This window comes from Pseudoflavonifractor sp. BSD2780061688st1 E11 (assembly GCF_005844125.1).
Classification (GTDB): domain Bacteria; phylum Bacillota; class Clostridia; order Lachnospirales; family Lachnospiraceae; genus Sellimonas; species Sellimonas catena.
In genome coordinates, this window is sequence record NZ_SPHM01000010.1 from 1 (window position 1) to 20937 (window position 20937).

General features: G+C 47.6%; 23 protein-coding genes. All 23 read right to left on the reverse strand.

The window, feature by feature from the left end; translation table 11 throughout:
• Nucleotides 1–134: 134 nt before the first annotated feature.
• The 23 genes from FGQ85_RS06170 to FGQ85_RS06280 all read right to left on the reverse strand — a co-directional run bounded on the left by FGQ85_RS06170 (nt 135) and on the right by FGQ85_RS06280 (nt 20900).
• Nucleotides 135–953: a hypothetical protein gene (locus tag FGQ85_RS06170; protein ID WP_138372962.1), complete on the reverse strand. Its 819-nt coding sequence runs from the start codon at nt 951–953 to the stop codon at nt 135–137.
• Between the two features lie 58 nt (nt 954–1011).
• Nucleotides 1012–1272 carry a Txe/YoeB family addiction module toxin gene (locus tag FGQ85_RS06175; RefSeq protein WP_087167857.1) on the reverse strand — a complete coding sequence of 87 codons (261 nt, stop codon included), beginning with the start codon at nt 1270–1272 and terminating at the stop codon, nt 1012–1014.
• Complete coding sequence (locus tag FGQ85_RS06180) at nt 1262–1531, reverse strand: type II toxin-antitoxin system prevent-host-death family antitoxin (protein WP_138372963.1); 270 nt, start codon at nt 1529–1531, stop codon at nt 1262–1264. The genes FGQ85_RS06175 and FGQ85_RS06180 overlap by 11 nt, the downstream gene beginning before the upstream one ends.
• 161 nt (nt 1532–1692) lie before the next feature.
• Complete coding sequence (locus FGQ85_RS06185) at nt 1693–2994, reverse strand: putative ABC transporter permease (protein ID WP_138372964.1); 1302 nt, start codon at nt 2992–2994, stop codon at nt 1693–1695.
• 21 nt (nt 2995–3015) lie between these two features.
• Nucleotides 3016–3873: a dTDP-4-dehydrorhamnose reductase gene (rfbD, locus tag FGQ85_RS06190; protein WP_138372965.1), complete on the reverse strand. Its 858-nt coding sequence runs from the start codon at nt 3871–3873 to the stop codon at nt 3016–3018.
• Between the two features lie 18 nt (nt 3874–3891).
• Nucleotides 3892–4389, reverse strand: coding sequence for a pantetheine-phosphate adenylyltransferase (gene coaD / locus FGQ85_RS06195; RefSeq protein ID WP_087167854.1), 498 nt, complete (start codon nt 4387–4389; stop codon nt 3892–3894).
• 40 nt (nt 4390–4429) lie between these two features.
• Nucleotides 4430–4768: a hypothetical protein gene (locus tag FGQ85_RS06200; protein WP_087252348.1), complete on the reverse strand. Its 339-nt coding sequence runs from the start codon at nt 4766–4768 to the stop codon at nt 4430–4432.
• Between the two features lie 70 nt (nt 4769–4838).
• Nucleotides 4839–6125, reverse strand: a complete 1287-nt coding sequence (gene hisIE, locus FGQ85_RS06205) for a bifunctional phosphoribosyl-AMP cyclohydrolase/phosphoribosyl-ATP diphosphatase HisIE (RefSeq protein ID WP_138372966.1) — start codon at nt 6123–6125, stop codon at nt 4839–4841.
• A gap of 20 nt (nt 6126–6145) precedes the next feature.
• Nucleotides 6146–6736: an imidazoleglycerol-phosphate dehydratase HisB gene (gene hisB, locus FGQ85_RS06210; RefSeq protein WP_087167851.1), complete on the reverse strand. Its 591-nt coding sequence runs from the start codon at nt 6734–6736 to the stop codon at nt 6146–6148.
• A gap of 2 nt (nt 6737–6738) precedes the next feature.
• The gene (gene hisD / locus FGQ85_RS06215) at nt 6739–8040 is read right to left on the reverse strand and encodes a histidinol dehydrogenase (RefSeq protein ID WP_087167850.1); all 1302 of its coding nucleotides are present in this window, start codon (nt 8038–8040) and stop codon (nt 6739–6741) included.
• A gap of 14 nt (nt 8041–8054) precedes the next feature.
• Nucleotides 8055–8693 (reverse strand): ATP phosphoribosyltransferase, encoded by a 639-nt coding sequence (gene hisG / locus FGQ85_RS06220; RefSeq protein WP_087167849.1) that lies wholly within the window; start codon nt 8691–8693, stop codon nt 8055–8057.
• Nucleotides 8690–9955, reverse strand: a complete 1266-nt coding sequence (hisZ, locus tag FGQ85_RS06225; protein ID WP_087167848.1) for an ATP phosphoribosyltransferase regulatory subunit — start codon at nt 9953–9955, stop codon at nt 8690–8692. The genes hisG and hisZ overlap by 4 nt, the downstream gene beginning before the upstream one ends.
• A gap of 87 nt (nt 9956–10042) precedes the next feature.
• Nucleotides 10043–10576: a Holliday junction resolvase RecU gene (locus FGQ85_RS06230; protein WP_087167847.1), complete on the reverse strand. Its 534-nt coding sequence runs from the start codon at nt 10574–10576 to the stop codon at nt 10043–10045.
• A 20-nt stretch (nt 10577–10596) separates the two neighbouring features.
• Nucleotides 10597–11580, reverse strand: coding sequence for an RluA family pseudouridine synthase (locus FGQ85_RS06235; protein WP_138372967.1), 984 nt, complete (start codon nt 11578–11580; stop codon nt 10597–10599).
• Between the two features lie 9 nt (nt 11581–11589).
• Entirely contained in the window at nt 11590–12165 is a 576-nt protein-coding gene (locus tag FGQ85_RS06240) for a hypothetical protein (protein WP_138372968.1), read from the reverse strand.
• 12 nt (nt 12166–12177) lie between these two features.
• Nucleotides 12178–12957: an SDR family NAD(P)-dependent oxidoreductase gene (locus FGQ85_RS06245; RefSeq protein ID WP_087167844.1), complete on the reverse strand. Its 780-nt coding sequence runs from the start codon at nt 12955–12957 to the stop codon at nt 12178–12180.
• Between the two features lie 18 nt (nt 12958–12975).
• Nucleotides 12976–14880: a YgiQ family radical SAM protein gene (locus tag FGQ85_RS06250; RefSeq protein WP_118636294.1), complete on the reverse strand. Its 1905-nt coding sequence runs from the start codon at nt 14878–14880 to the stop codon at nt 12976–12978.
• Nucleotides 14870–15559, reverse strand: a complete 690-nt coding sequence (locus tag FGQ85_RS06255) for an HAD family phosphatase (RefSeq protein WP_243128493.1) — start codon at nt 15557–15559, stop codon at nt 14870–14872. The genes FGQ85_RS06250 and FGQ85_RS06255 overlap by 11 nt, the downstream gene beginning before the upstream one ends.
• Before the next feature lie 14 nt (nt 15560–15573).
• Nucleotides 15574–16293, reverse strand: coding sequence for a pseudouridine synthase (locus FGQ85_RS06260; RefSeq protein WP_171027901.1), 720 nt, complete (start codon nt 16291–16293; stop codon nt 15574–15576).
• A complete protein-coding gene (locus FGQ85_RS06265; RefSeq protein WP_087252342.1) occupies nt 16290–17696 on the reverse strand; it encodes an RsmB/NOP family class I SAM-dependent RNA methyltransferase in 1407 nt (468 codons plus the stop codon). Before FGQ85_RS06265 ends, FGQ85_RS06260 begins: the two co-directional genes overlap by 4 nt.
• Nucleotides 17697–17754: 58 nt before the next feature.
• A complete protein-coding gene (locus FGQ85_RS06270) occupies nt 17755–18597 on the reverse strand; it encodes a M23 family metallopeptidase (RefSeq protein ID WP_243128494.1) in 843 nt (280 codons plus the stop codon).
• Between the two features lie 128 nt (nt 18598–18725).
• Complete coding sequence (locus tag FGQ85_RS06275; protein WP_087252341.1) at nt 18726–19259, reverse strand: nitroreductase family protein; 534 nt, start codon at nt 19257–19259, stop codon at nt 18726–18728.
• A 201-nt stretch (nt 19260–19460) separates the two neighbouring features.
• Nucleotides 19461–20900, reverse strand: coding sequence for an aminoacyl-histidine dipeptidase (locus FGQ85_RS06280; protein WP_087252340.1), 1440 nt, complete (start codon nt 20898–20900; stop codon nt 19461–19463).
• Nucleotides 20901–20937: the final 37 nt, after the last annotated feature.

The window sequence follows — 20937 nt, forward strand, 5'->3', positions numbered from 1 at the left end:
TAAAGCAGATAGCTTATTAAAGTGCGCCTAAAATATCCGGTTATCCACTTTTCATTCCAAAACTCCTTCCCTGTACGGATTTTCCTTGTTTTGCTTCAAGTTTACGAAGGAGTTTCGCAATTACCTATTACCAATTATTCATTTTGTTCTGTTGCTTCTTTTTCCTGCAGCAGTTCATCCTCTTCGTAGGCCTTATGATCCCGTGGATCCAGCAGATATTTCATGAACTCGCGGTCAGTATATTCCGTTTCCAGAAATTCGCTGAAGCATGGGTAAATCAGGTCGTGGAATCCTTTTTCGAAAAGGTAATCTTCCAGATTTCCTTTGTAATCAACGTCCTCTTCCCGCTTCTGACGCCACGTATCTGCTGTTTCAGACAATTCCTGTAATGTGATACCATGAGTAAACATCCACCACATCTGAAACTTTGCATATGCTTTCTTCCGAAAAACTTCCCGCTCGGACGGCTCCTCCTCACGTGTTTCGTAATGTTTTAAAATCTCCCGATTCCGTGCTGTATCCAGGTAATAACGCTCGAAGCCTTTTCCGAGATTGAGATCACGGATCATGACAACTCCGTCCATCTCCGCAAAGCGGACAGCATCTTCCAAAGACATGTCTGCATCAGCGGATGTATTAATGAATTTTGCTCCATACTGATCCGTATCTATTACGTAATGTGTCGGTCTCGCCCAGAAAGCTTCCATCAGTATCTGTACTTTCTCCGCGATGATTTCTGCTCTTCTGTCTGTATTTCCATATTTAGATCCGACTCTGTTGCGGACCCGAACATAGGCGTATCCGAGAAGTGCCTCCTTGTTTGGAGCCAGTGTCCCGATGATTTTTTTCAGTGCTCTGTTGGCACAGACTCTTTCCCCTTTCGTAATTTCGTCCTGAATCTGTAACAGTCCCTGTTTGACAAATTCATATGTATTTCTGGTAAATCTTTGCATGTTGCTTCCCCCTGTTTATCTAAATGTATTCCTTCTATAACGAAAATATGAAGTGAAATCAATCATCGTGAAAACGACAGGAAAGAATGTAGATATTGTCATCGTCCATGCAATATACCAGCCTGTCTTTATCATTGATCCGGCGGCTCCAGCAACCTTCCATCCTGCCTGTCAGGGGCTCAGGTTTACCGATTCCGGTAGTTCCGTTTTCACAGATATCCGCAATAAGCAGATTGATCTTTTTCAGTGTTTCCCGGTCGTTTTGCTTCTGAAAAAGATAGTCTTTCCATCCATTTTCCGTAAAATGCTTATTCTTCATCTTCTGCCATTCCGATCAGATTATGGATCTGTTCGTTTCCCCTTTTCAACTGTCCGGCCGATTCCAGCAGCCATCTGTAGTTGGATTCCTTCGCAGTCAGATGCATGTTTTCCAGCATATTATTGTACATTTCCTCGGAAATCATTACAACATTCCGGTTTTTCTTTCGGGTGATGATAAGTGTCTCGTAATCATCAGTCACTCTGTCCATACATTCTTTCAGATTGTTCCGCAATTCTGTGTAGTTTATTGCAAGCACACTTTTCACTGTCCTTTCAAGTACAAAATATTGTACTTGTATTATAGTATATGTACATCATGTCGTCAACACAGGAAAAGAATTCCTGAAATCAGTTTTCCAGAGTATAAAAAGGCCGAAGATCACTCTTCGGCCCCTGATTTTTTCGGTTGTATGCCGGCTCACCATGCGGATTTGGCATTCGGATAAATCTTCTCCATTCTGGCATCGTCAAATCTGGTATCAATCAGTTTTTCAACGGCATTGTCCGGTGTATCACCTTGTGCTCTCTGGTCGTATCTTACAAGAGCAGCGGCTGATACAACCATATTCGCTGCCATAAACAGGATAAGACACCATGTAACAATATATCCTGTGAGTTTTGGTATCTTTTCGATCCAGTCGGATATGCGTGGATACAGTACCTTGATCCATATTACTGCAGCGATTCCCCAGAAGAAACAGTAAAGCAGGTTAATTCGCCCGCCCAGATTAAAAGGAATGCCACTGTAATCCCAGAATACTTTTCCGAAAAACAATTCGGCGAAAACACTGCACAGGTACTCATAAGCGCCGCCCAGGAACGTGCCGACCATAAAAAGATACCGGTCCGGCTTCTCTCTGTCCTTATGTAAAAGAATTGTTGCCGCAACAATCGCCATTCCCCAGATGATACTGAACGGCCCCCATACAAGGCTGCTCCGGCTCATCCATACTCCTGCTGTAATCCGGCAGAAAATGGTCTCAACCAGATCCCCGAGGAGCGAACCGATAACGAACAGCCAGAACAGTTTGTAAAATCCGCATCCCTCGGCAAACCGTCCTTCTTTCTCAGCTTCTTCTCTTGCCACCTGGATCAGAGGATAAGCTTTTTCCATTCTTCGCTCTACATGGCCGACAATCAGCGCCGTGAATTTTCCCGTAACAACTGCCACTTTCCGGTTCCAGCGGACTGCGGCTTTTGTCGGCCTGCCAATGCGCAGCGCCGCCGCCGATGACACAGACATATCAACAATAATTCCGGCAAAGGCGATACCGACCAGTATATTCCCAAACGGCCCGGGGATAAGATGAAACAGCCTGGTGAAATCTTCATCTCCGAATTTGACTGCCAGTACACCAAGAACTCCCCAGAGAACGCTGTACTGCAGACAGATATATCCGTCAAAATTCCATTTTTTATCGGAATAGTCCCACCATTTGCGCTGATTCATCCGTTCCAGAATTTTACCGGCAAACCACTCGATCGTCGTAGCAATTATCATGCATCCGAGAAACAGGAAAAACGGCTGATTTTCCAGATCTTCCAGAGAAATAATCATGATCAATGCTGCTGTTCCGTATATAAAACAAAACGGTCCTGAAGAAAATCCCCGGTTTACAAATTTCTTTTTCCGTATGGTTCCGACAATTGTCTCTATGAACCATCCCAGAAAGGAATAGATCAGTACCAGCCATATAAGCTCCGAAAATGTATAATGCATAATTACTCCTGCTGTCTTATTTTATCTTTTGTATTCCTGCTCTATATATTCTTCCAGTGCATCAATCCATGTCGGCATCTTATGTATGCCGAGTACCGTAATCAGAAAATTGTCAAGTACTGTAAAAGTCGGTCTTGCAGAACAGTATTCAGCTTTTCTGGTCGGTACAGGGATTACCCTGACATCTTTTTCCGCAATCCTTACAATCTCTTTTGCGAATTCGTACCGGTTGCAGACACCGCTGCATGTCACATGGTAGGTCCCGTATTCTTCTGTATTGATCAGTATCAGCATAAATGCCGCCAGTGCATTGGCACTGGTCGGTGAACCGTACTGATCATCGGAGATATAGAGTTCTGTCTTTGTTTCAATTGCTTTTAAAATCTGATTGACAAAATTTGCATCACTTCCGCGCCCAAAGACCCAGTTGCTCCGGATAATGAAATGGTCATGCGCAAATTCCTTGACATAATTTTCTCCTGCAAGTTTGCTTCTTCCATAAACTGTCATCGGATCCGTCTCATCAAATTCATGGTACGGCACCTGACGGATCCCGTTAAACACGTCATCCGTTGACAGCAGGAGAATTCTGGCCTGAACTTTAGATGCTGCAATCGCAAGATTTCTTGCACCGATCGCATTAACTTTATAGGCGTATTCCGGCGATTCTTCACATGTCCCGACGTTTGTGACCGCAGCGCAGTCAAAAATCACATCCGGCCTTTTTTCCTTTGCAAAGTCGATAACCTGATTTAAATTTGTCACATCGACCTCTTCGATATCTGTGTTGATAATCTCAGCGTCCGGCTGATACTGCTTTGCCATATCATTAAGCGCGCATCCAAGCTGTCCGGCCGCTCCTGCAATCCATATTTTCATCTTCTTCACCTGATTTCTCTACTGTTGTGTATTTCCTGCTTCCGGATATTTCGCTTTTAATGCTCTGGAAACAACCTTAGGAACATATCTGTCTGTATCGGAGCCATAATATGCAAACTCTTTTACCAGTGTAGAACTTAAAAAGGCATATTCCAGACTTGTCGTAAAGAACATGGTATCAATCTCATTGTCCACACTGTGGTTGATCTGTGCCAACTGCATTTCATATTCAAAATCCGTAACGGCCCGAAGTCCACGGATAATCAGTCTTGCATGGTTCTGCTTTGCAAACTCAACGGTCAGCCCTTCAAATGCCTTTACTGTTACATTCGGGAAATCTTTTGTCACTTCCTGAAGAAGCTGCAGACGCTCCTCCATGGTAAAAAGCGGTGTCTTTTTCTGGTTGACAAGGACGCCGATAATGAGTTCATCTACGACTTTTGCCGCCCTTGTGATGATATCCAGATGTCCGAATGTAACCGGGTCAAAACTGCCTGGATATACTGCTTTAATCATCTGTATTCCTCATTTCATGAAAATTTCTTCAATAACTATACTACAAAATACCGGTCAGGTCAAACTGTTTCACGGATGGAAGGGAAAACGGCGCCTGTATCTGACGGAGAATCTCTGTCCTTTGTGGAACAGACGAAGGAAGCTTCTCATAATCCAGAGAAAGGAAGCCTGCAAACAGCAGAATACTGATGACAATCCGGACTCCTAATGTTCCGGTCTGACGCGTTTCCTGTTCCGGATAGATACTTCCGTAAGCCGCGCGGTATCTCGGGTGGACTGCCGGTGCATGAAGGGAGGACTCCGCCGGATTCTCCTCCCTTGCCCGCATCTGCTCCAGTGCCTCTTTTCTCTTTCTTTCCCGGCTGTCATTCAAAACCATACACCTCCGCATTGCCGTCTAAAAAAGACAGGATATATAATCATAATATACCCTGTCTTTCCAAAGTATGCTAGTGTCTGTCAGATAATTCCTGAATAATGTCGTTCCAGTCAAGTCCCCGCTCTACCATCAGCACCATGGCATGATAAAGGAAGTCGGAGAGCTCGTATTTCAACTCCTCTGTGTTCGGATTCTTGGCTGCAATAATGACCTCTGCCGCCTCTTCTCCCACCTTCTTCAGAATTTTATCAATTCCTTTATCAAAGAGATAATTGGTGTATGATCCTTCTTTTGGATTCTTCTTCCGGTCCAGGATCGTGCCATATACGGTTTCAAAAATCTGAAGCGGGTTGGTTTCATCATAATCCGTGCCTGCGATAGTCTGGAAAAAGCAAGTCGGATTTCCGGTATGGCAGGCTGCTCCGATCTGCTCCACTTTTGCAAGAAGCGTATCCTTGTCACAGTCGATGGTCAGGGATTTGACATACTGGAAATGTCCGGATGTCTCTCCTTTTGTCCAGAGACACTGTCTGCTCCGGCTGTAATATGTCATTTTTCCGGTTTTCACCGTCCGGTCAAATGCTTCTTCATTCATATAGGCAAGCATCAGCACTTCGCCTGTTCTGTAATTCTGCGCGATAACCGGAATCAGGCCATCGGAATTCAGCTTGAAATCCGAAAAATCAAGCACGCTCTCAAAAGAGGTCATCTGGATGCCGCACTCCTGACATTCGGTCTTAAAGAGATGAAAATCCATATCCATGCGGCTGACAAATTTTCCGGAAATGCCTCTTGCCCCCGGACTTTTCAGAATCCGGAAAATCTCAGATTCTTCCATCGTATCGGTCAGGACCACATATGGAATTTCTGTCAGTGTCATCACAGAGTTCAGATCCAGTCTGTGCATGAAAATGATCTCGCTGCTGTATTTTTCAATCAGATGCTGCTGTTTGAAAAGGGTATCGAAATCATTCAGAGAAACGGCTATCTTCTCTTTTCCGAATCTCTTGGACGCTTCCTCCAGCATTTTTACAGAGCTTGCTTTGGAGAAATTCAGAACGACCCGTTTCGCTCCGGTGTAAAGTATCTTTTTCACATCTTCCAGACGTTTGATATTTCCTCCTGCTACAACAGGGATCCCGGCTGATTTTGTGATTTTTTTCAGCAGGTCGATGGACTCCTCATGATCCTCATCCGAATCAGAAAGGTCGAATACAAGAAGCTCGTCTGCTCCCTTATCGCTGTAATGCTTTGCAAGAGCAACCGCGTCTTCCGAGAGAACATCCATATCATCGAACCATCTGACTGCTTTTCCCTGCCATAAAAACAAGCAGGGAACAATTCTTTTATAACTCATCTGTTTTCAGTTCCTTTCTTCTATAAGCTACCTTTTGTAGACCATACTTCCGTCATACCAGGCTCAAAGGAAACGGCCATGTGAAGAGCCTTTCCAAAACTTTTAAAAAGCGCCTCCGCCATATGATGATTGTTTCCTTCATCTACGATTTTCAGATGCAGATTCATCATGGCGCTGTAGGATACTGCATAGAAAAACTCCCGGATCATCTCCGTATCCATTTCTCCGATCTTTTCCACGGTAAACTCTGCCTGATATTTCAGAAACGGACGACCGGAAAGATCGATTGCCGCAAGGGAGAGTGTTTCATCCATTGGAAGGAGAAAGAATCCAAACCTCCGGATCCCTTTTTTATCGCCGACTGCTTCTGCGATCGCCCGTCCAAGAACAATCCCGGTATCCTCGATGGTGTGATGCGTATCTACGTTCAGATCGCCTTCTACCTGCACTTCCAGGTCAAAGAGTCCGTGCCTTGCAAACCCTTCCAGCATATGGTCAAAAAATCCGATTCCGGTCCGGATCTTTGTCTTTCCGGTCCCGTCCAGATTCAGGCGGACGGAAATATCCGTCTCTTTCGTCTTTCTGTGTTGTTCTGAAATTCGCTCCGGCATCGCTATTCCCCCTCTTTTTCAAACCGTACTTTGATCGAATTGGCATGAGCGGTCAGCTGCTCTGCCTGCGCAAAATATTCGATGTCCTCGTGAATTTTCTCAAGCGCATCTCTGGAGTAGGAAATAATGCTGGACTTCTTGATAAAATCGTCGACAGAAAGCGGAGAGAAAAACTTCGCTGTTCCATTTGTCGGCAGAATGTGGTTCGGTCCTGCAAAGTAGTCCCCAAGCGGTTCGCTTGCATACTCTCCAAGGAAGATAGCTCCTGCATTTCGGATCTTTGTCATCACATCGAACGGATTTTTCGTCAGAATTTCCAGATGTTCGCTTGCAATTTCATTGGCTGTCTCGATGGCTTCCTCCATCGTTTGGGCAACAAGGATATATCCGTAATTATCCAGTGATTTCTGTATAATCTCCGCACGGGAAAGTTCCTTTAAGAATCCATCCACTTCGTCGGATACCTTCTCTGCCAGTTCGGCGCTTGTTGTTACCAGAATCGCAGAAGCAAGTTCGTCGTGCTCTGCCTGGGAAAGAAGATCCGCCGCAACATATCTTGGATTTGCGGTTTCATCTGCGATAACCAGAATTTCCGAAGGTCCCGCTACCGAGTCAATGCTGACATATCCGTAAACTGCTTTTTTTGCAAGGGCAACATAGATATTACCCGGTCCTACAATCTTGTCCGTCTTCGGGATACTCTCTGTCCCGTAGGCAAGGGCAGCAATGGCCTGAGCCCCGCCGACTTTATAGATCGCGTCCACTCCTGCTTCTTTTGCCGCAACCAGCGTATGCGGACTGACTTTTCCGTCCCTTCCCGGAGGCGTCACCATGATGATCTCGTCCACTCCGGCAATCCTTGCAGGGATCACATTCATCAGTACGGAAGACGGATAGACCGCCTTTCCTCCCGGCACGTAAACGCCCACACGTTTCAGTGGGGTAACTTTCTGTCCGAGAAGCGTGCCGTCCGGCTTGCTGTCAAACCAGCTGTACTGCTTTTGCTTTTCGTGGTAGCTTCTGATATTTTCCAGCGCTTTTCTGATTACACCGATCAGCTTTTCGTCTGTTTTTTCATATGCCTCTGCAATCTCCTCTTCGGATACCCGAACCGTTTCTTTTGTAAGATGGGCGTGGTCAAACTGTTCGGTATAGGCAAAGAGCGCCTCATCACCTTTTTCTTTTACCTGCTTCAGAATCGCGGCAACCCGCTCTTCGTATTCTCCATAACTGTCCGGACTTCTCTTTAACAGATCCTGTAAAAGGTTCTGTTTTGTCTCTTCTGTCAATTTCTGGATTCTCATCTTCTATCCCGCCTTTACTTTAAAATTTCCCTCAGTCCGGTGATCAGTTCCCGGATTCTGTCATTTTCCATTCTCATGCTGACCGGATTGACGATCATTCTTGCGGAAAGCGGGCAGACTTCCTCCAGAACTTTCAGTCCGTTTTCTTTCAATGTCGTTCCAGTCTCAACGATATCTACAATTACTTCGGAAAGCCCGACGATCGGAGCAAGTTCAATGGAACCGTTCAGTTTGATGATCTCCACCGTCTGGTGCTTCTGGTCGAAGAAATAATTTTTTGCGATATTCGGATATTTTGTGGCTGCCCGGATAATCTCCCGGTGTCCCAGAAGCTCCTTTGCGCTTTCCGGTCCGCAGACACACATCCGGCAGGCGCCGAATTTCAGGTCGAGTACTTCGTGGACTTTCCGGTCCTCTTCCAGAATAATATCCTTTCCGACCACACCGATATCCGCGGCTCCGTACTCTACATAAGTCGGAACATCCGGCCCTTTTGCAAGGAAAAACCGGAGTTTCAGCTCTTCGTTTACAAAAATCAGTTTGCGCGAGGACTTGTCTTTCATTTCCTCACAGGTAATGCCAACCTGCTCCAGAAGCTCCAGCGTCTGTTTTGCAAGGCGCCCTTTACAGAGGGCAAAGGTCAAATATCTCATGACTGTTCCTCCTCCTTCTTCTGTCCGATTGTTTTTCGTTCCCCGGTTTTCAGGTTAATCATCTCGATCTCTCCGTTTTCCGGAAGATAGAGGAGATTCTCCGCCTGATTTTTCTTACCGTACTGGATGTAATAATCCAGGGATTCTTTGGCCTTTTTGCAGAACAGTTCCGTACTGTTCTGGCGTGCCCGGAATTCTTTCGCAAGGCTGATCGCCTGTCTGCGCTGGGAATCCGCATAGACAATGATAGCAGCATTCTCTTCGTAGGAAATCTGCACATGCTGTCTTGCAAGGGCATTCATCAGTTCATCGATAATAACGGCAAATCCGATGGAAGGCGCACGCTTTCCGAATTTTTCCATCAGATGATTGTACCGGCCTCCTTTGACAACCGCGTCTCCGGTGCCGAATGTATATGCTCTGAAAATCACGCCTGTATAATAGCCGTATGCACCGCTCATGCTCAGGTCAAATGTGATATATTTCTGTACGGTATATGCTTTCAGAATTTCATATGTATCTTTCAGACGTTTGATGGCGCGTTTTGCAAGCTCGTTCGGCGCAATCGCCATCGCCTTATCAAGAACTTCCGGTCCTCCTACCAGTTCCGGCAGATGGCCGAACAGCTCTTTCATCTCCGGTTTGACATTTGCCTCGTCCAGGAGCTCCGTCACACCGTAATAATTCCGGTTTGAGATCAGCTGCCGCAGGTGTTCCTCATATTCCGGCGGAAGTTTGGCTTCCTTCATGAGACTGTACAGGAATCCGACATTCCCTACGCTGATCTGGAAATTCTCAAGACCGGACTGTCTTAAACAGTCCACAACCATTGCCAGCATTTCCGCATCCACATCCTTGGAATCTACCCCGATATACTCGGCGCCAAGCTGTGTATTCTCCCGCAGGCGTCCCTGATAGCGGGAATGGTTGATAAACGTGTTTCCTATATAGCAAAGCCGAAGCGGCTTTTCTTCGATTTCATACAGAGCCGAAGCAGCTCTGGCAACAGAAGGCGTAATATCCGGCCGAAGCGCAAGGATATTTCCCTCCCGGTCAAAAAATTTATATAATTCCTTCACAGAAATCGTTCCGATCTCTTTTCGGAATACGTCAAAATATTCGAAGGTCGGCGTCTGTATATCATGATAGCCATAAAGATGCAGGACGTGATGCAGCTTATCCTGCAGTGCCAGCTTTTTCCGGCACTCTACTTTGTAAATGTCCCGTACCCCTTCCGGTGTGTGTAAAATTTTCTGTTTCATGTCTTATCCACTCTTTCTCTTTTTCTTTTTGTTCACTTTATCATGCTACCATGTTAAATTGAAATTGCAACGAATATTATAAAAATCTTATTCTCTTTTGTCAAGATCTTTCTGTATCTCATCCAGATAAGGAACCATGCACCCGCTTTTCAATGTGAAGAAAAATTCGGGATCCAGTTCTTCATACCGGATACTTTTTCTTCCGCCTTTCTCCATCCGTTCCCAGAACCGCTTCAGTTCCTGAAAACGCATGTAGTAAAGCTCTGTCCTTCCCGTGTAGAGGATCAGCAGAAAGGCGATCCCTCCCTGACGCTCAAATTCCTCCATAAATTCTACCTGATGCCGGTGTACATTCTGAAGCGGGAAGGTGTCCGCCGCGCACTCTTTGGCATCGAAGCAGACCGGAATCCCCTGCACGGCGCCGATATAATCGACGGTACTTCTCTGGTCGAAATACGCCAGGGTAATGTGCCGGTGTTCTTTGTCGATCCGGACCGGAGTGATCGGCGTTGGAATCTTCTGAATCAGAGCAAGGCCTTTGTTGCGGTATTGTTCATTTGTGTGATTGATATAGTCCTCCAGGGCAGAACCCCGCAGTCCTCTCGATGTCCATGTGGCCATGTTGCTGCTCCTTTTTCACTCTAAATATATACTTTTTGAATCATCTCAAACTGTTTCGGAAGCTCCGCCCGGACGATCAGGCCGGACAGCTTTTTCAGTTCTGCCGTTTCTTCCGGGAACTCCATCCGGTATGCATGAAGAAGCTGGTGTGTCAGTCCGAACTCCTTTTTCAGACGGTCGTTTTCTCTCCGGTTTCCGTATTTGTAATCTCCGATAATCGGATATCCGAGGGAAGCAAGGTGGGCCCGGATCTGATGGGTCCGTCCGGTAATCAGGTGCACCTCCAGAAGGGTGTGCTTCGCCCCTGTCTGAATTGGAACATATTCGGTCTCGATCGGGACGCTGCCCTCGGAAGGCTTGGAACTGATCGATACTTTGTTATGCTGCTCGTCCTTGGTCAGGAAACCGCAGGCCCGGACAGGCTCTCTCATCTGTCCGTACACGATGGTCCGATAATACTTCCGAACAGAACGGTCTTTCAACATCCCGCTCAACACCTGAAGGCCCCGCAGGCTTTTCCCGGCTGTCACAATGCCGCTTGTATTCCGGTCCAGGCGGTTACAGATGGACGGGCGGAAACGCCGAAGCTCTTCCGGTGTGATCTCCCCCTTTTCCAGCAGGTAGGCTGTCAGATACTCAACCAGAGAGATGTCGCCGGGCGATGCTTTCTGCGAGAGGAGTCCGCACGGCTTGTTGACAAACAGTACATCCTCATCTTCATAAAGTACCTGAAGCTTTCCGGCCAGTGCTTTTTGATCCCTGACAGCCGGCCCCTGGGACTTGCTTTCGGAAAATTTTTCGATCGTCTCATCGGAGAGAAACATCTGGATAAGGTCTCCCTCGGTAAGATGCTCGCTCCCCGTCATCTTTTTCTTATTCAGGGTGATGTTTTTTTTCCGCATCATTTTATAGATAAAGCTTTTTGGTGCCTTGGACAGGTATTTGGACAAAAACTTGTCCGCTCTTTGCCCGGCATCATTCTTTTCAATTCTGATTGTCTGCATTGGATTCTCCTATACCGCAGCCGTCAGGATCAGCCGGCGCATTTCACGCACCGCTCTGTCCGGCTGCCCTTCTGATTTCTGCTTTGTTTCTCCAAAACTTTCGGCCCGCTTCAGAAAGGAATCGTAGTCAGTAAAAATTTTGACTGTTACTTTGTCGTAATGATTCTCTTTCAGTATCCGGGCGAGATATGCCTCCACCTCTGCCGGAGGAACCTTGGTTCTGGAAACATACCCGCAGATCAGGTGTCTGGAAATCAGGAGCACATCTACAGGCATTACTTTCTCCGAGCTGGTAAGCACCATGTCATAAGCGGAAAGAATTCCGGCAGCCGCTGCTTCCACCTCCCTGACTTTCTCTTCCTCAAAAGACCGGTATGGCAGCAGCATAATCATTCCGACAGCGGATCTGGCGGCCGGAAGGCATCCCAGAATCGCCACGATGGTAAGCAGATTGTTTCTCGTGTGTGTTGTCAGATATCCGGTCAGAAAGACGGCAATGCTGATCCCAAAAAGAAGGATGGTGATCAGGATCCGCTTTTTCTTCTGGTCCTTGATATAACCTGGCATCCCTTTTGTAATTTTCATAAATGATCCCCTTTATTTCATCCATTTGTCCATGGCGTAAAAGATGACATTCTCCGGCATCAGTTTACCGGCGATCCTTGCCCCTTTCATCAATGTTCCATGAACAGAAACAGGCTTTTTCATTTTTGCATCCAGCAGTGCGGTCCGGACTACATCCTGCGCCGAAACCATCGTTGCCTGTTTGGCCTTGCTGTTATTGGTTCCAGACACCTCAAAGAATTCCGTATCCACAGGTCCCGGGCAGACCGCTGTCACAATGATTCCGTCTTTTTTCAGCTCTTCGGCGAGTCCTCTGGAGAAGCTGGTGACATACGCCTTTGTTGCCGCGTAAACTGTAAATCCAGGCTGCGGGCAAAAGCTTGCCCCGCTTGATATATTTAAAATCCTGCTTCCCTTTTTCATGTACGGGAGGATCATCAGCGTCATTTTCGTGAGCGCGCGGCAGTTGACGTCGATCATCCGAAGCTGGGCCTGCGGATCGTGCCCGGCAATCTCTTTTGCCTCTCCGATTTTTCCAAATCCGGCGGCATTTACAAGCATCCTGACATCCGGATTCTGATTCTCGAGGCGGTTTAAGATTTGCTTATAGATCAGATCTTTTTCCAGATCGCCTGCAAAAATCCGGACATAGATCCCGGTTTTCTCCTCCACGGTCTTTTTGACCTGTTCCAGCCTTTCCGCTCTTCTGGCCGTGATCCATATCTCATCAAGCTGCCTGTAAAATGCGGGGATCCGGGTTACAAACTCTCTCCCGATCCCGGAAGATGCTCCTGTCACAACTGCAATCCTCATATACATTCCTCCCTGCTGCTATTTTTTCTTTTTCTTATGTGTATTTCTGATGGTTTTCTTTTTCCTCGGTGCGGCAGCCTCCTTTGACTGCTGCCGTTTTTTTGCAAAATACCGGTCCTCTTTTGTCTGCCTCGGACGGATCAGACAATGCTTTCCGAACCCAATCAGATCTTCCCGCCCTACTTTTTTGAGAGCTTCCATGACCAGCTCATAGTTTTTCGGATTCCGGTACTGAATCAGCGCCCTCTGCATCGCCTTTTCATGCGGGGACTTCGGTACATAAACCGGCTTCATTGTCCTTGGATCGACTCCCGTGTAGTACATACAGGTGGAGATGGTGGACGGTGTCGGATAAAAGTCCTGCACCTGTTCCGGCATATAACCAAGATCCCGCAGATATTCCGCAAGAGCCACCGCCTCTTTTAAGGTGGAGCCCGGGTGAGACGACATCAGGTATGGCACCAGATACTGTTTCTTTCCAAGCTGTTCGTTGATCTTTTTATATTTTTCAGTAAATGCGCGGTACACGGAATTCTCCGGTTTTCCCATCATCTGAAGAACCGGGTCCGCAATATGTTCCGGCGCTACTTTGAGCTGCCCGCTTACGTGATATTCGCAAAGCTCCCGCATAAAGGTATCATCCGGATCTGCCATGACATAATCAAACCGGATACCGGAACGGATAAAGACCTTCTTGACCTTCGGTATTTCCCGGAGGCTTCGCAGGAGCTTCAGGTAGTCTTTATGATCCACATTCAGATTTTTGCATGGTTTCGGGAACAGGCACTGTCTGTGCTTACATGCTCCGTGAGTCAGCTGCTTGTCACAGGCCGGATGCCGGAAGTTGGCAGTCGGTCCGCCTACATCGTGAATATATCCTTTGAAATCCGGCTCCTCCGTCAGAAGTTTCGCCTCCTCAATAAGGGACTCATGACTTCTTGTCTGAATGATTCTGCCCTGATGGAATGTCAGTGCGCAGAAACTGCAGGCACCAAAACATCCCCGGTTGCTGATCAGACTGAATTTCACTTCTGAGATGGCCGGAATTCCTCCGTCCTTTTCGTACATCGGATGATAGGTCCGCATGTAAGGAAGCGCGTACACATCGTCCATCTCGGTCTGGGACAACGGCTTTGCAGGCGGATTCTGTACGACATAGACGTGCTCCGAATACGGCTCAATCAGCCGCTTTGCCGTAAACGGATCCGTATTACAGTACTGGGTATAGAAACTCTCGGCATAACGAAGCCTGTCTTTCTGAAGCTCGGAATAGGCCGGCAGCTCCACGGCGTCATATATCGCTTCCCGGTCTTTGACCTTGCAGACTGTCCCGTCAATATAAGTCAGGTCTTCCACCCGGATTCCGGCGTTCAATGCATCTGCGATTTCCACAATGGAGCGTTCTCCCATTCCGTAGGAAATCAGATCCGCTCCGGAATCCAGAAGCACGGAGCGTTTCAGCCGGTCAGACCAGTAATCGTAATGGGCCAGTCTTCTGAGACTTGCCTCGATTCCGCCGAGAATCACCGGCGTCTTTTTGTACGTCTGGCGGATCAGATTTCCGTAGACGACACAGGCGTAATCAGGACGTTTCCCCATGACGCCGCCCGGCGTATAGGCGTCCTGGCTTCTGCGCTTCTTGGAAACGCTGTAATGGTTGACCATGGAATCCATATTTCCGGCCGATACAAGAAATGCAAGTCTTGGCTCCCCGAAAACGGTAATGCTGTTCTTGTCCTTCCAGTCCGGCTGTGCAATGATCCCGACTCTGTATCCATGAGCCTCCAGAAGTCTTGTAATGATGGCGTGTCCAAAGGACGGATGGTCTACATAGGCGTCTCCGCTGATGTAGACAAAATCAACCTGATCCCATCCCCGCTCTTCCATCTCTCTTCGGGAGACCGGTAAAAACTTATTTTCCATCTGTGTTCCTCTCTTTGATGCGATCCATTACATCGTGAAAATCATGGATGTAATAGTCGGCAAGTTTTTTCTTTTCCTGATCCAGTGGACGGGAAAACTCATCGTAGACGGCGCACACCTGCATGCCCGCGCGTTTTCCTGCCAGAATCCCCATCGGTACGTCCTCGAACACAAGACAGTGCTCCGGCCGGACCTGCATGTCCTCAGCCACCTTGAGGTAAATATCCGGAGACGGCTTTCCAACGTTTACCTCCCCGGAAGTCCGCATGGCCGTAAAATAGGTATCGATCTGAAGCGCTTTCAGTGCTGCTTCAGCAAGAATCCTTCCGTTACTCGTCGCAATTCCGAACAGGATTCCGTTTTCCTTCCCATACCGTAGGAATTCCTCCACTCCCGGTTTCAACGTGACCTCCTCGGTATACCTCTGGTAGGCAAGGCGGGTCCATTCGCCCATGATTTCCTCCGTTGAAAGCGCCATGTCAAATGTATCCCGGAAATACTGTGCAGTCTCATGATAGGACTTTCCCTCAATGGCCCTGTGAAAATCATCCGGAAGCTCCAGATGATATTTTTTTACATAATATGCATCAATGTCCGGCCAGATCCACATGGAGTCAATCAGAGTCCCGTCCATGTCAAAGATCACTGCTTTCGTTTTTTCAGTCATATCTGTTCTCATTTAGCCTCCTTTGTTCAGGCCTGTTTTAACGCATCAATCTCTTCTTCTGTCAGCCGGCGCGATGCTCCTTTTGGGAGCGCCGGATCCAGATTCAGTGTCCCCATCCGGATTCGTTTCAGATAGACAACGTGCTTTCCAACCGCCTCAAACATCCGTTTGATCTGGTGATAGCGTCCTTCCTGTATTGTGATGGAAATTTCGGAACAATTCTGTTCCGGATCGGTCTTTAAAATTTCCAGCACTGCCGGAAGCGTCAGAGTATCGTCTCCGATATCCACTCCCTGTGCAAACGCGGCTGCGTCCTCTTCCGTGACAATACCGGAAATCACAGCCTCGTATGTCTTGTCCACATGCTTTTTCGGTGACAGGAGACGATGGGCCAGCTCTCCGTCGTTTGTCAGAAGCAGAAGCCCCTCTGTGTCCTTGTCAAGGCGTCCCACCGGGAAGAGATCGTTTCGTGCCGGATTCTCCAGCAGCTCCAGTACGGTCCGCTCTTTGGAATCCTCTGTCGCAGATACGACACCGGCCGGTTTGTGGAGCATATAATAAACATAAGGCTCATACCGGTACGAAATGCCAAGGCACCGGATCCTGGCGGTTTTTTCCTCTACTTTGACCTCCGGCTTTTTGATGATCTCTCCATCCACGCTGACCTGTCCTTTGCGGATCAGCTTTTTGACTTCCTGCCGGCTGCCTGCTCCCATCTCTGTTAAAATCCGATCTAACCGCATCATGATGACATCCATCTCCATCCTGGAAGATATTTGTTCTTCAACGTGCCCTGGGAAAGCTTTCCGAATCCAAGCGGATATCCGTCCACGCAGACGAGATACCATCCCTTTTCTTTCGGCCCGGTCAGATCATCGGTGAGAATCGTCTCACCTTTCAGATATTTGATCACACGCTCATCTGAAAGCGGAAAATCGAGAATATTCTCATATTCCTCTTTTTTCAGGTTCATGGCAAGCGCCTGACTTGGCTCAAATCTTCCTTTTTTCAGTTCTCCAATGAGAAGACCGCTTCGCAAAAAGCGGATGCCGGTAAGATCCGGAAGGCCTTCCGGCATATAGTAAACCCGGTCTTTACGGATATCAAACCGGCCGGCATCAAACGGACGGTGCACAAGCTGCAAAAAATTTCTCAGATCTTCCGGCAGTTTCTCGTAGGAAGCACTTCTTCCTTTCGCCGGGTGAATCCTGGATGTCTGTGTTTCGGAACCTTCCCCGTTCCCCTTTTTCAGAAGGGCAAGGTAATGTCCCTCGCCTTTCATGTGATGTGGGAAAATCCGGACGGTTTTACGAAACTCTTCCTGACGGATGGAAGCATATTCCGGGCGGCCTTCCCGGAATCCTTCATATGGGCGGATCTCCTGAAGTTCAAACTCCGGATACTGTTCCAGAAGCCGGGAGACGCTTCCCTCATTTTCCAGCGGGTCAAACGTACAGGTGGAATACAGAAGCATTCCGCCCGGCTTCAACATTGCTGCGGCCTGGGTCAGAATGCTTCTTTGAAGTTTTGAGAAAAACTCAGGGCCGTGTTCCTCCCATGCCTTCATCATCTTTTTATCTTTCCGGAACATTCCTTCGCCGGAGCACGGAGCATCGATCAGAATTTTATCAAAATATTCCGGGAAGTAGTCCATCAGCTTTCCCGGCTCCTCGCTCAGAACAAGCATATTTCCGATTCCGAACAGTTCGAGATTCTTTAAAAGTCCCTTGGCCCGGGAGTTGCTGATATCATTGGCGATCAGAACGCCCTCTCCCTGAAGCTTCGCTCCAAGTTCCGTCGCCTTTCCGCCGGGAGCGGCACAGACGTCCAGCACCCTCTCCCCCGGTGTAATATCCAGGCGGTTGGCCGGTGTCATGGCACTTGGCTCCTGCAGATAATAAAGACCTGCGTAATAATACGGGTGTCTGGCCGGGCTTTCTTTTTCTCCGTCATAATAAAATCCGTTTTCGATCCACGGAACCGGGGTAATGGAAAACGGACAGATCTTTTGGAATTCTTCCACGCTGATTTTGGAAGTATTGACACGGAGGCCATAGTAGCGCGGCTCCTCATAGCAGGCCGTATATGCATCAAATTCTTCACCCAGAAGGGTTTTCATTTTCTCTTCAAATGCTTTTGGTAACTCCATATTTTCTCCTTTCGCATACAGAGTCAGTATACCATACCTGCAGCAAATTCTCCATGCTTCAGTCACTTTTTCTACAGAAAAGTTTGGAGTCTTCCGCATATCGGAGAATCCAGTATGGATTGATACTGATTTCTTCGTCCGGCTCTTCCAGATAAATCCCAAGATGCAGGTGTACCGGGAATTTACCCGTTGTCCCCTCGTCTCCGTATCCGCTGTCACCCATATATCCGATCAGATCTCCTGCCTCTATCTCGTCCCCGATTTCCACATCCGCGTAAGAATCCAGATGAGCGTAATAGAAATAGCCTCCATGAGGTGCCGTGATCCCGATCCGCCATCCTCCTTTCGGAAGCCATCCTTTACTTGTGACCGTTCCATCCGTCATGCTGACAATCGGGAAAATCCCTCTTTTATTTTCGGATGCCATCAGATCCGTCCCCTCGTGTCCCCTCTTTCCTCCGTAAGTCCGCTCATACATCCAGGAATCTTCGTAGGTGACGGTAAGATCCGGCTCCTCTTTCCAGAACATAACCGGAAAATACCGGACATCCGCCCAGATCTTTTCGCAGGCTGCCATATAGGCGGAATAAGACGGGCTGGCCTGCCACTGTTTTTCGATCTTCTGAAAATTCTGCTTTGTCAGTGAAGGAAAAGAAATATCCGAGTGGAAGTTCTGTTCCAGAAGAAACAGTCCGGCCGCCCGTCCCGGTTCTTTGGAAGTTCTCATATACAAGACCATCTCCTCTGTCAGCTCATGACTGCGGAAAAACTCTTCCGAAACAACGCTTTTGCCAAGGGAAAAATAGGATGCGTCATTTTGAAGTTTGGGAATGGCAGCTCCTTCCAGAATCAGAAGAAGAACCAGTATCAGAAACTGCATATATCCTCTGCGTCTCTGCATATGTGCCAGCTTCCCCCTTTTTGACTAGTAGTATGAAATGTCCGGCCGGGATATGACAAGAAGTTTCCTGTTAAACAAAAACTGCCGGTTCATCAGGGAATCCGGCAGTTTTGTTTTCAGATTTGAATTTAATAAAATTTCGCGGTTTCATCGACGCTTTTTCTCTTCGGCATTTCCGGATCTACATCCGCATATCCGACTCCGATCACGCTGACAACGATCTCTTCTTCCGGAATCTCAAATACCTCTTTCAGTTTCCCGGCATCCCGGATTCCCATTACAAGGGTTCCCAGACCAAGTTCGGTCGCTTTCAGAAGCAGATTCATATTCTGCATGCCGCAGTCGTAGCATCCCCAGCCGTCTTCCAGTTCATTGGAGGCAGTACCATCCACATTGTATCCGGAACGGCCCTTAACGATGGTGGAAACGATCAGAACCGGGGCATCTTTTGTATTATTGCGGTTAAACTCCGGCAGCGCTTCTCTTACCTTTTTCAGTGCCTCTTCAGACTGTGCGACATAATATCTCGTAACCTGAGAATTCTTCCAGGACGGAGCAAGAATAGCCGCCTGGATCATCTGGCGGATTTTCTCAGGCTCCACCGGTTTTGCCTGATATTTCCGGATACTTCTTCTTGTTTCCAATGCATTCTGTAATTCCATAATATCCTCCTTTTCAGAATAAAGAGTTCCGCTTGCGGAACTCTCGCGCCGAGCGCGGTCGCTTTAGCGACTAATTTCTGCTTTGCGCGAGTGCGCATCCCGCGGAGCGTTTTTTGTTTAACAGGGAACGGAGTTTCCTGTTAAACAAAGAGTTCCGCGCCGGCAGCATTCCTGTCACCGGCGCGGCGTCCACATTCTGTTTTATTTCAGTTTTGCGAGAACCACTTTGATCATTTCCCATACACGCGCGGTTGACTCGATATCCAGACGCTCATTGACAGAGTGTACATCCGGGATATCCGGTCCGAAGGAAACACAGTCCAGTGTCGGCTTTTTCGCAGACAGAAGGCCACATTCCAGTCCGGCATGTACAGTAGAAATCACGGCATCCTTACCTGTGACTTCCTTGTATGCTTCCGCCATCAGAGGACGTATTTTTGATTCTTTCTGATACATCCATGCAGGATATTCTCCACTCTCTTCATGAGTGCCTCCAAGCATTTCAGCCCATGTCCGGAAAATGGATTTTAATTCCTGCATCTGGGAGTTCACGCTGCTTCTCAGATAGTACATCAGGGAGATGGCTGTCTCATCAGTTTTTACAATACCAAGATTCAGGGAAGTCTCTACCACACCTGGAAGATCTCTGCTGAGTCCCTGTACACCGTACGGTGTGCAGACCATTGCAAAAATCACTTTCTTTGTGACTTCTTTTGTGAGTGCCTGTACCGTCTCTTCCGTGACGGTAACCGGAACCTGAAGATCCGGTTCATCAGAGGAAAACTCTGCCTTTAATGTAGCTTCCATGTCAGATACAATCTCCTGAGCCTTCTTCGGATCTGCCACTGCAATTACTGCTTCTGCCGTACCGGCAATGACATTATCTTTGGAACCTCCACTTACGGATACAAGAGCAATCTCAGTACCCTGATCGAGATGATTCAGGATTCTTCCCATGATTTTATTTGCGTTTCCACGCTGCTCGTGGATCTGGGATCCGGAATGTCCTCCCCGGAGTCCTCTTACTTTGATTCTCATCACAGAACCGCTCTTTTCTTCCCTCTCTGCAGGAATCTTCAAAGTCTCAAGAACACCTCCTGCACAGCCTGCAAGAATAATGCCTTCCTCTTCTCCGTCGATGTTGAGGAAAATATTTCCCTTGATCTGTGACATGTCAAGGGCATTGGCTCCGCCCATTCCGATCTCTTCGTCTGTTGTCACAATAACTTCCAGCGGCGGATGCGGAATATCATCGCTGTCGAGAAGCGCAAATGCGTAGGCAATGGCAATTCCGTCGTCACCGCCAAGTGTTGTTCCTTTCGCTTTTACATATCCGTCTTCTACATAAAGCTCCAGAGGATCATTCTCAAAATCGTGATCTGAGCCCTCCACTTTCTCGCAGACCATATCCATATGTCCCTGCAGAATGACCGGCTCCGAATTTTCATATCCAGGTGTTCCCGGCTTTTTGATAATGACGTTCCCCGCGTCGTCCTGTATGTATTCCAGATTCCGTTTTTTTGCAAAGTCCACACACCAGTTGCTGATTTTCTCATCGTAAAATGTTCCTCGCGGAACAGAGGAAAGCTCCTCAAAAATCTGAAATACTTTTTTTGGTTCTAATTGTTCCAGTACTGCCATTGTTATCTCCCTTTCTCTCGTTTTTTACCAAATCTGA

Bases quoted from the DNA above. Each gene is read 5' to 3' on its own strand.
- FGQ85_RS06170 (WP_138372962.1), bottom strand. From the start codon at position 953: ATGCAAAGATTTACCAGAAATACATATGAATTTGTCAAACAGGGACTG.
- FGQ85_RS06175 (WP_087167857.1), bottom strand. From the start codon at position 1,272: ATGAAGAATAAGCATTTTACGGAAAATGGATGGAAAGACTATCTTTTT.
- FGQ85_RS06185 (WP_138372964.1), bottom strand. From the start codon at position 2,994: ATGCATTATACATTTTCGGAGCTTATATGGCTGGTACTGATCTATTCC.
- rfbD (WP_138372965.1), bottom strand. From the start codon at position 3,873: ATGAAAATATGGATTGCAGGAGCGGCCGGACAGCTTGGATGCGCGCTT.
- coaD (WP_087167854.1), bottom strand. From the start codon at position 4,389: ATGATTAAAGCAGTATATCCAGGCAGTTTTGACCCGGTTACATTCGGA.
- FGQ85_RS06200 (WP_087252348.1), bottom strand. From the start codon at position 4,768: ATGGTTTTGAATGACAGCCGGGAAAGAAAGAGAAAAGAGGCACTGGAG.
- hisIE (WP_138372966.1), bottom strand. From the start codon at position 6,125: ATGAGTTATAAAAGAATTGTTCCCTGCTTGTTTTTATGGCAGGGAAAA.
- hisB (WP_087167851.1), bottom strand. From the start codon at position 6,736: ATGCCGGAGCGAATTTCAGAACAACACAGAAAGACGAAAGAGACGGAT.
- hisD (WP_087167850.1), bottom strand. From the start codon at position 8,040: ATGAGAATCCAGAAATTGACAGAAGAGACAAAACAGAACCTTTTACAG.
- hisG (WP_087167849.1), bottom strand. From the start codon at position 8,693: ATGAGATATTTGACCTTTGCCCTCTGTAAAGGGCGCCTTGCAAAACAG.
- hisZ (WP_087167848.1), bottom strand. From the start codon at position 9,955: ATGAAACAGAAAATTTTACACACACCGGAAGGGGTACGGGACATTTAC.
- FGQ85_RS06230 (WP_087167847.1), bottom strand. From the start codon at position 10,576: ATGGCCACATGGACATCGAGAGGACTGCGGGGTTCTGCCCTGGAGGAC.
- FGQ85_RS06235 (WP_138372967.1), bottom strand. From the start codon at position 11,580: ATGCAGACAATCAGAATTGAAAAGAATGATGCCGGGCAAAGAGCGGAC.
- FGQ85_RS06240 (WP_138372968.1), bottom strand. From the start codon at position 12,165: ATGAAAATTACAAAAGGGATGCCAGGTTATATCAAGGACCAGAAGAAA.
- FGQ85_RS06245 (WP_087167844.1), bottom strand. From the start codon at position 12,957: ATGAGGATTGCAGTTGTGACAGGAGCATCTTCCGGGATCGGGAGAGAG.
- FGQ85_RS06250 (WP_118636294.1), bottom strand. From the start codon at position 14,880: ATGGAAAATAAGTTTTTACCGGTCTCCCGAAGAGAGATGGAAGAGCGG.
- FGQ85_RS06255 (WP_243128493.1), bottom strand. From the start codon at position 15,559: ATGAGAACAGATATGACTGAAAAAACGAAAGCAGTGATCTTTGACATG.
- FGQ85_RS06260 (WP_171027901.1), bottom strand. From the start codon at position 16,293: ATGATGCGGTTAGATCGGATTTTAACAGAGATGGGAGCAGGCAGCCGG.
- FGQ85_RS06265 (WP_087252342.1), bottom strand. From the start codon at position 17,696: ATGGAGTTACCAAAAGCATTTGAAGAGAAAATGAAAACCCTTCTGGGT.
- FGQ85_RS06270 (WP_243128494.1), bottom strand. From the start codon at position 18,597: ATGCAGAGACGCAGAGGATATATGCAGTTTCTGATACTGGTTCTTCTT.
- FGQ85_RS06275 (WP_087252341.1), bottom strand. From the start codon at position 19,259: ATGGAATTACAGAATGCATTGGAAACAAGAAGAAGTATCCGGAAATAT.
- FGQ85_RS06280 (WP_087252340.1), bottom strand. From the start codon at position 20,900: ATGGCAGTACTGGAACAATTAGAACCAAAAAAAGTATTTCAGATTTTT.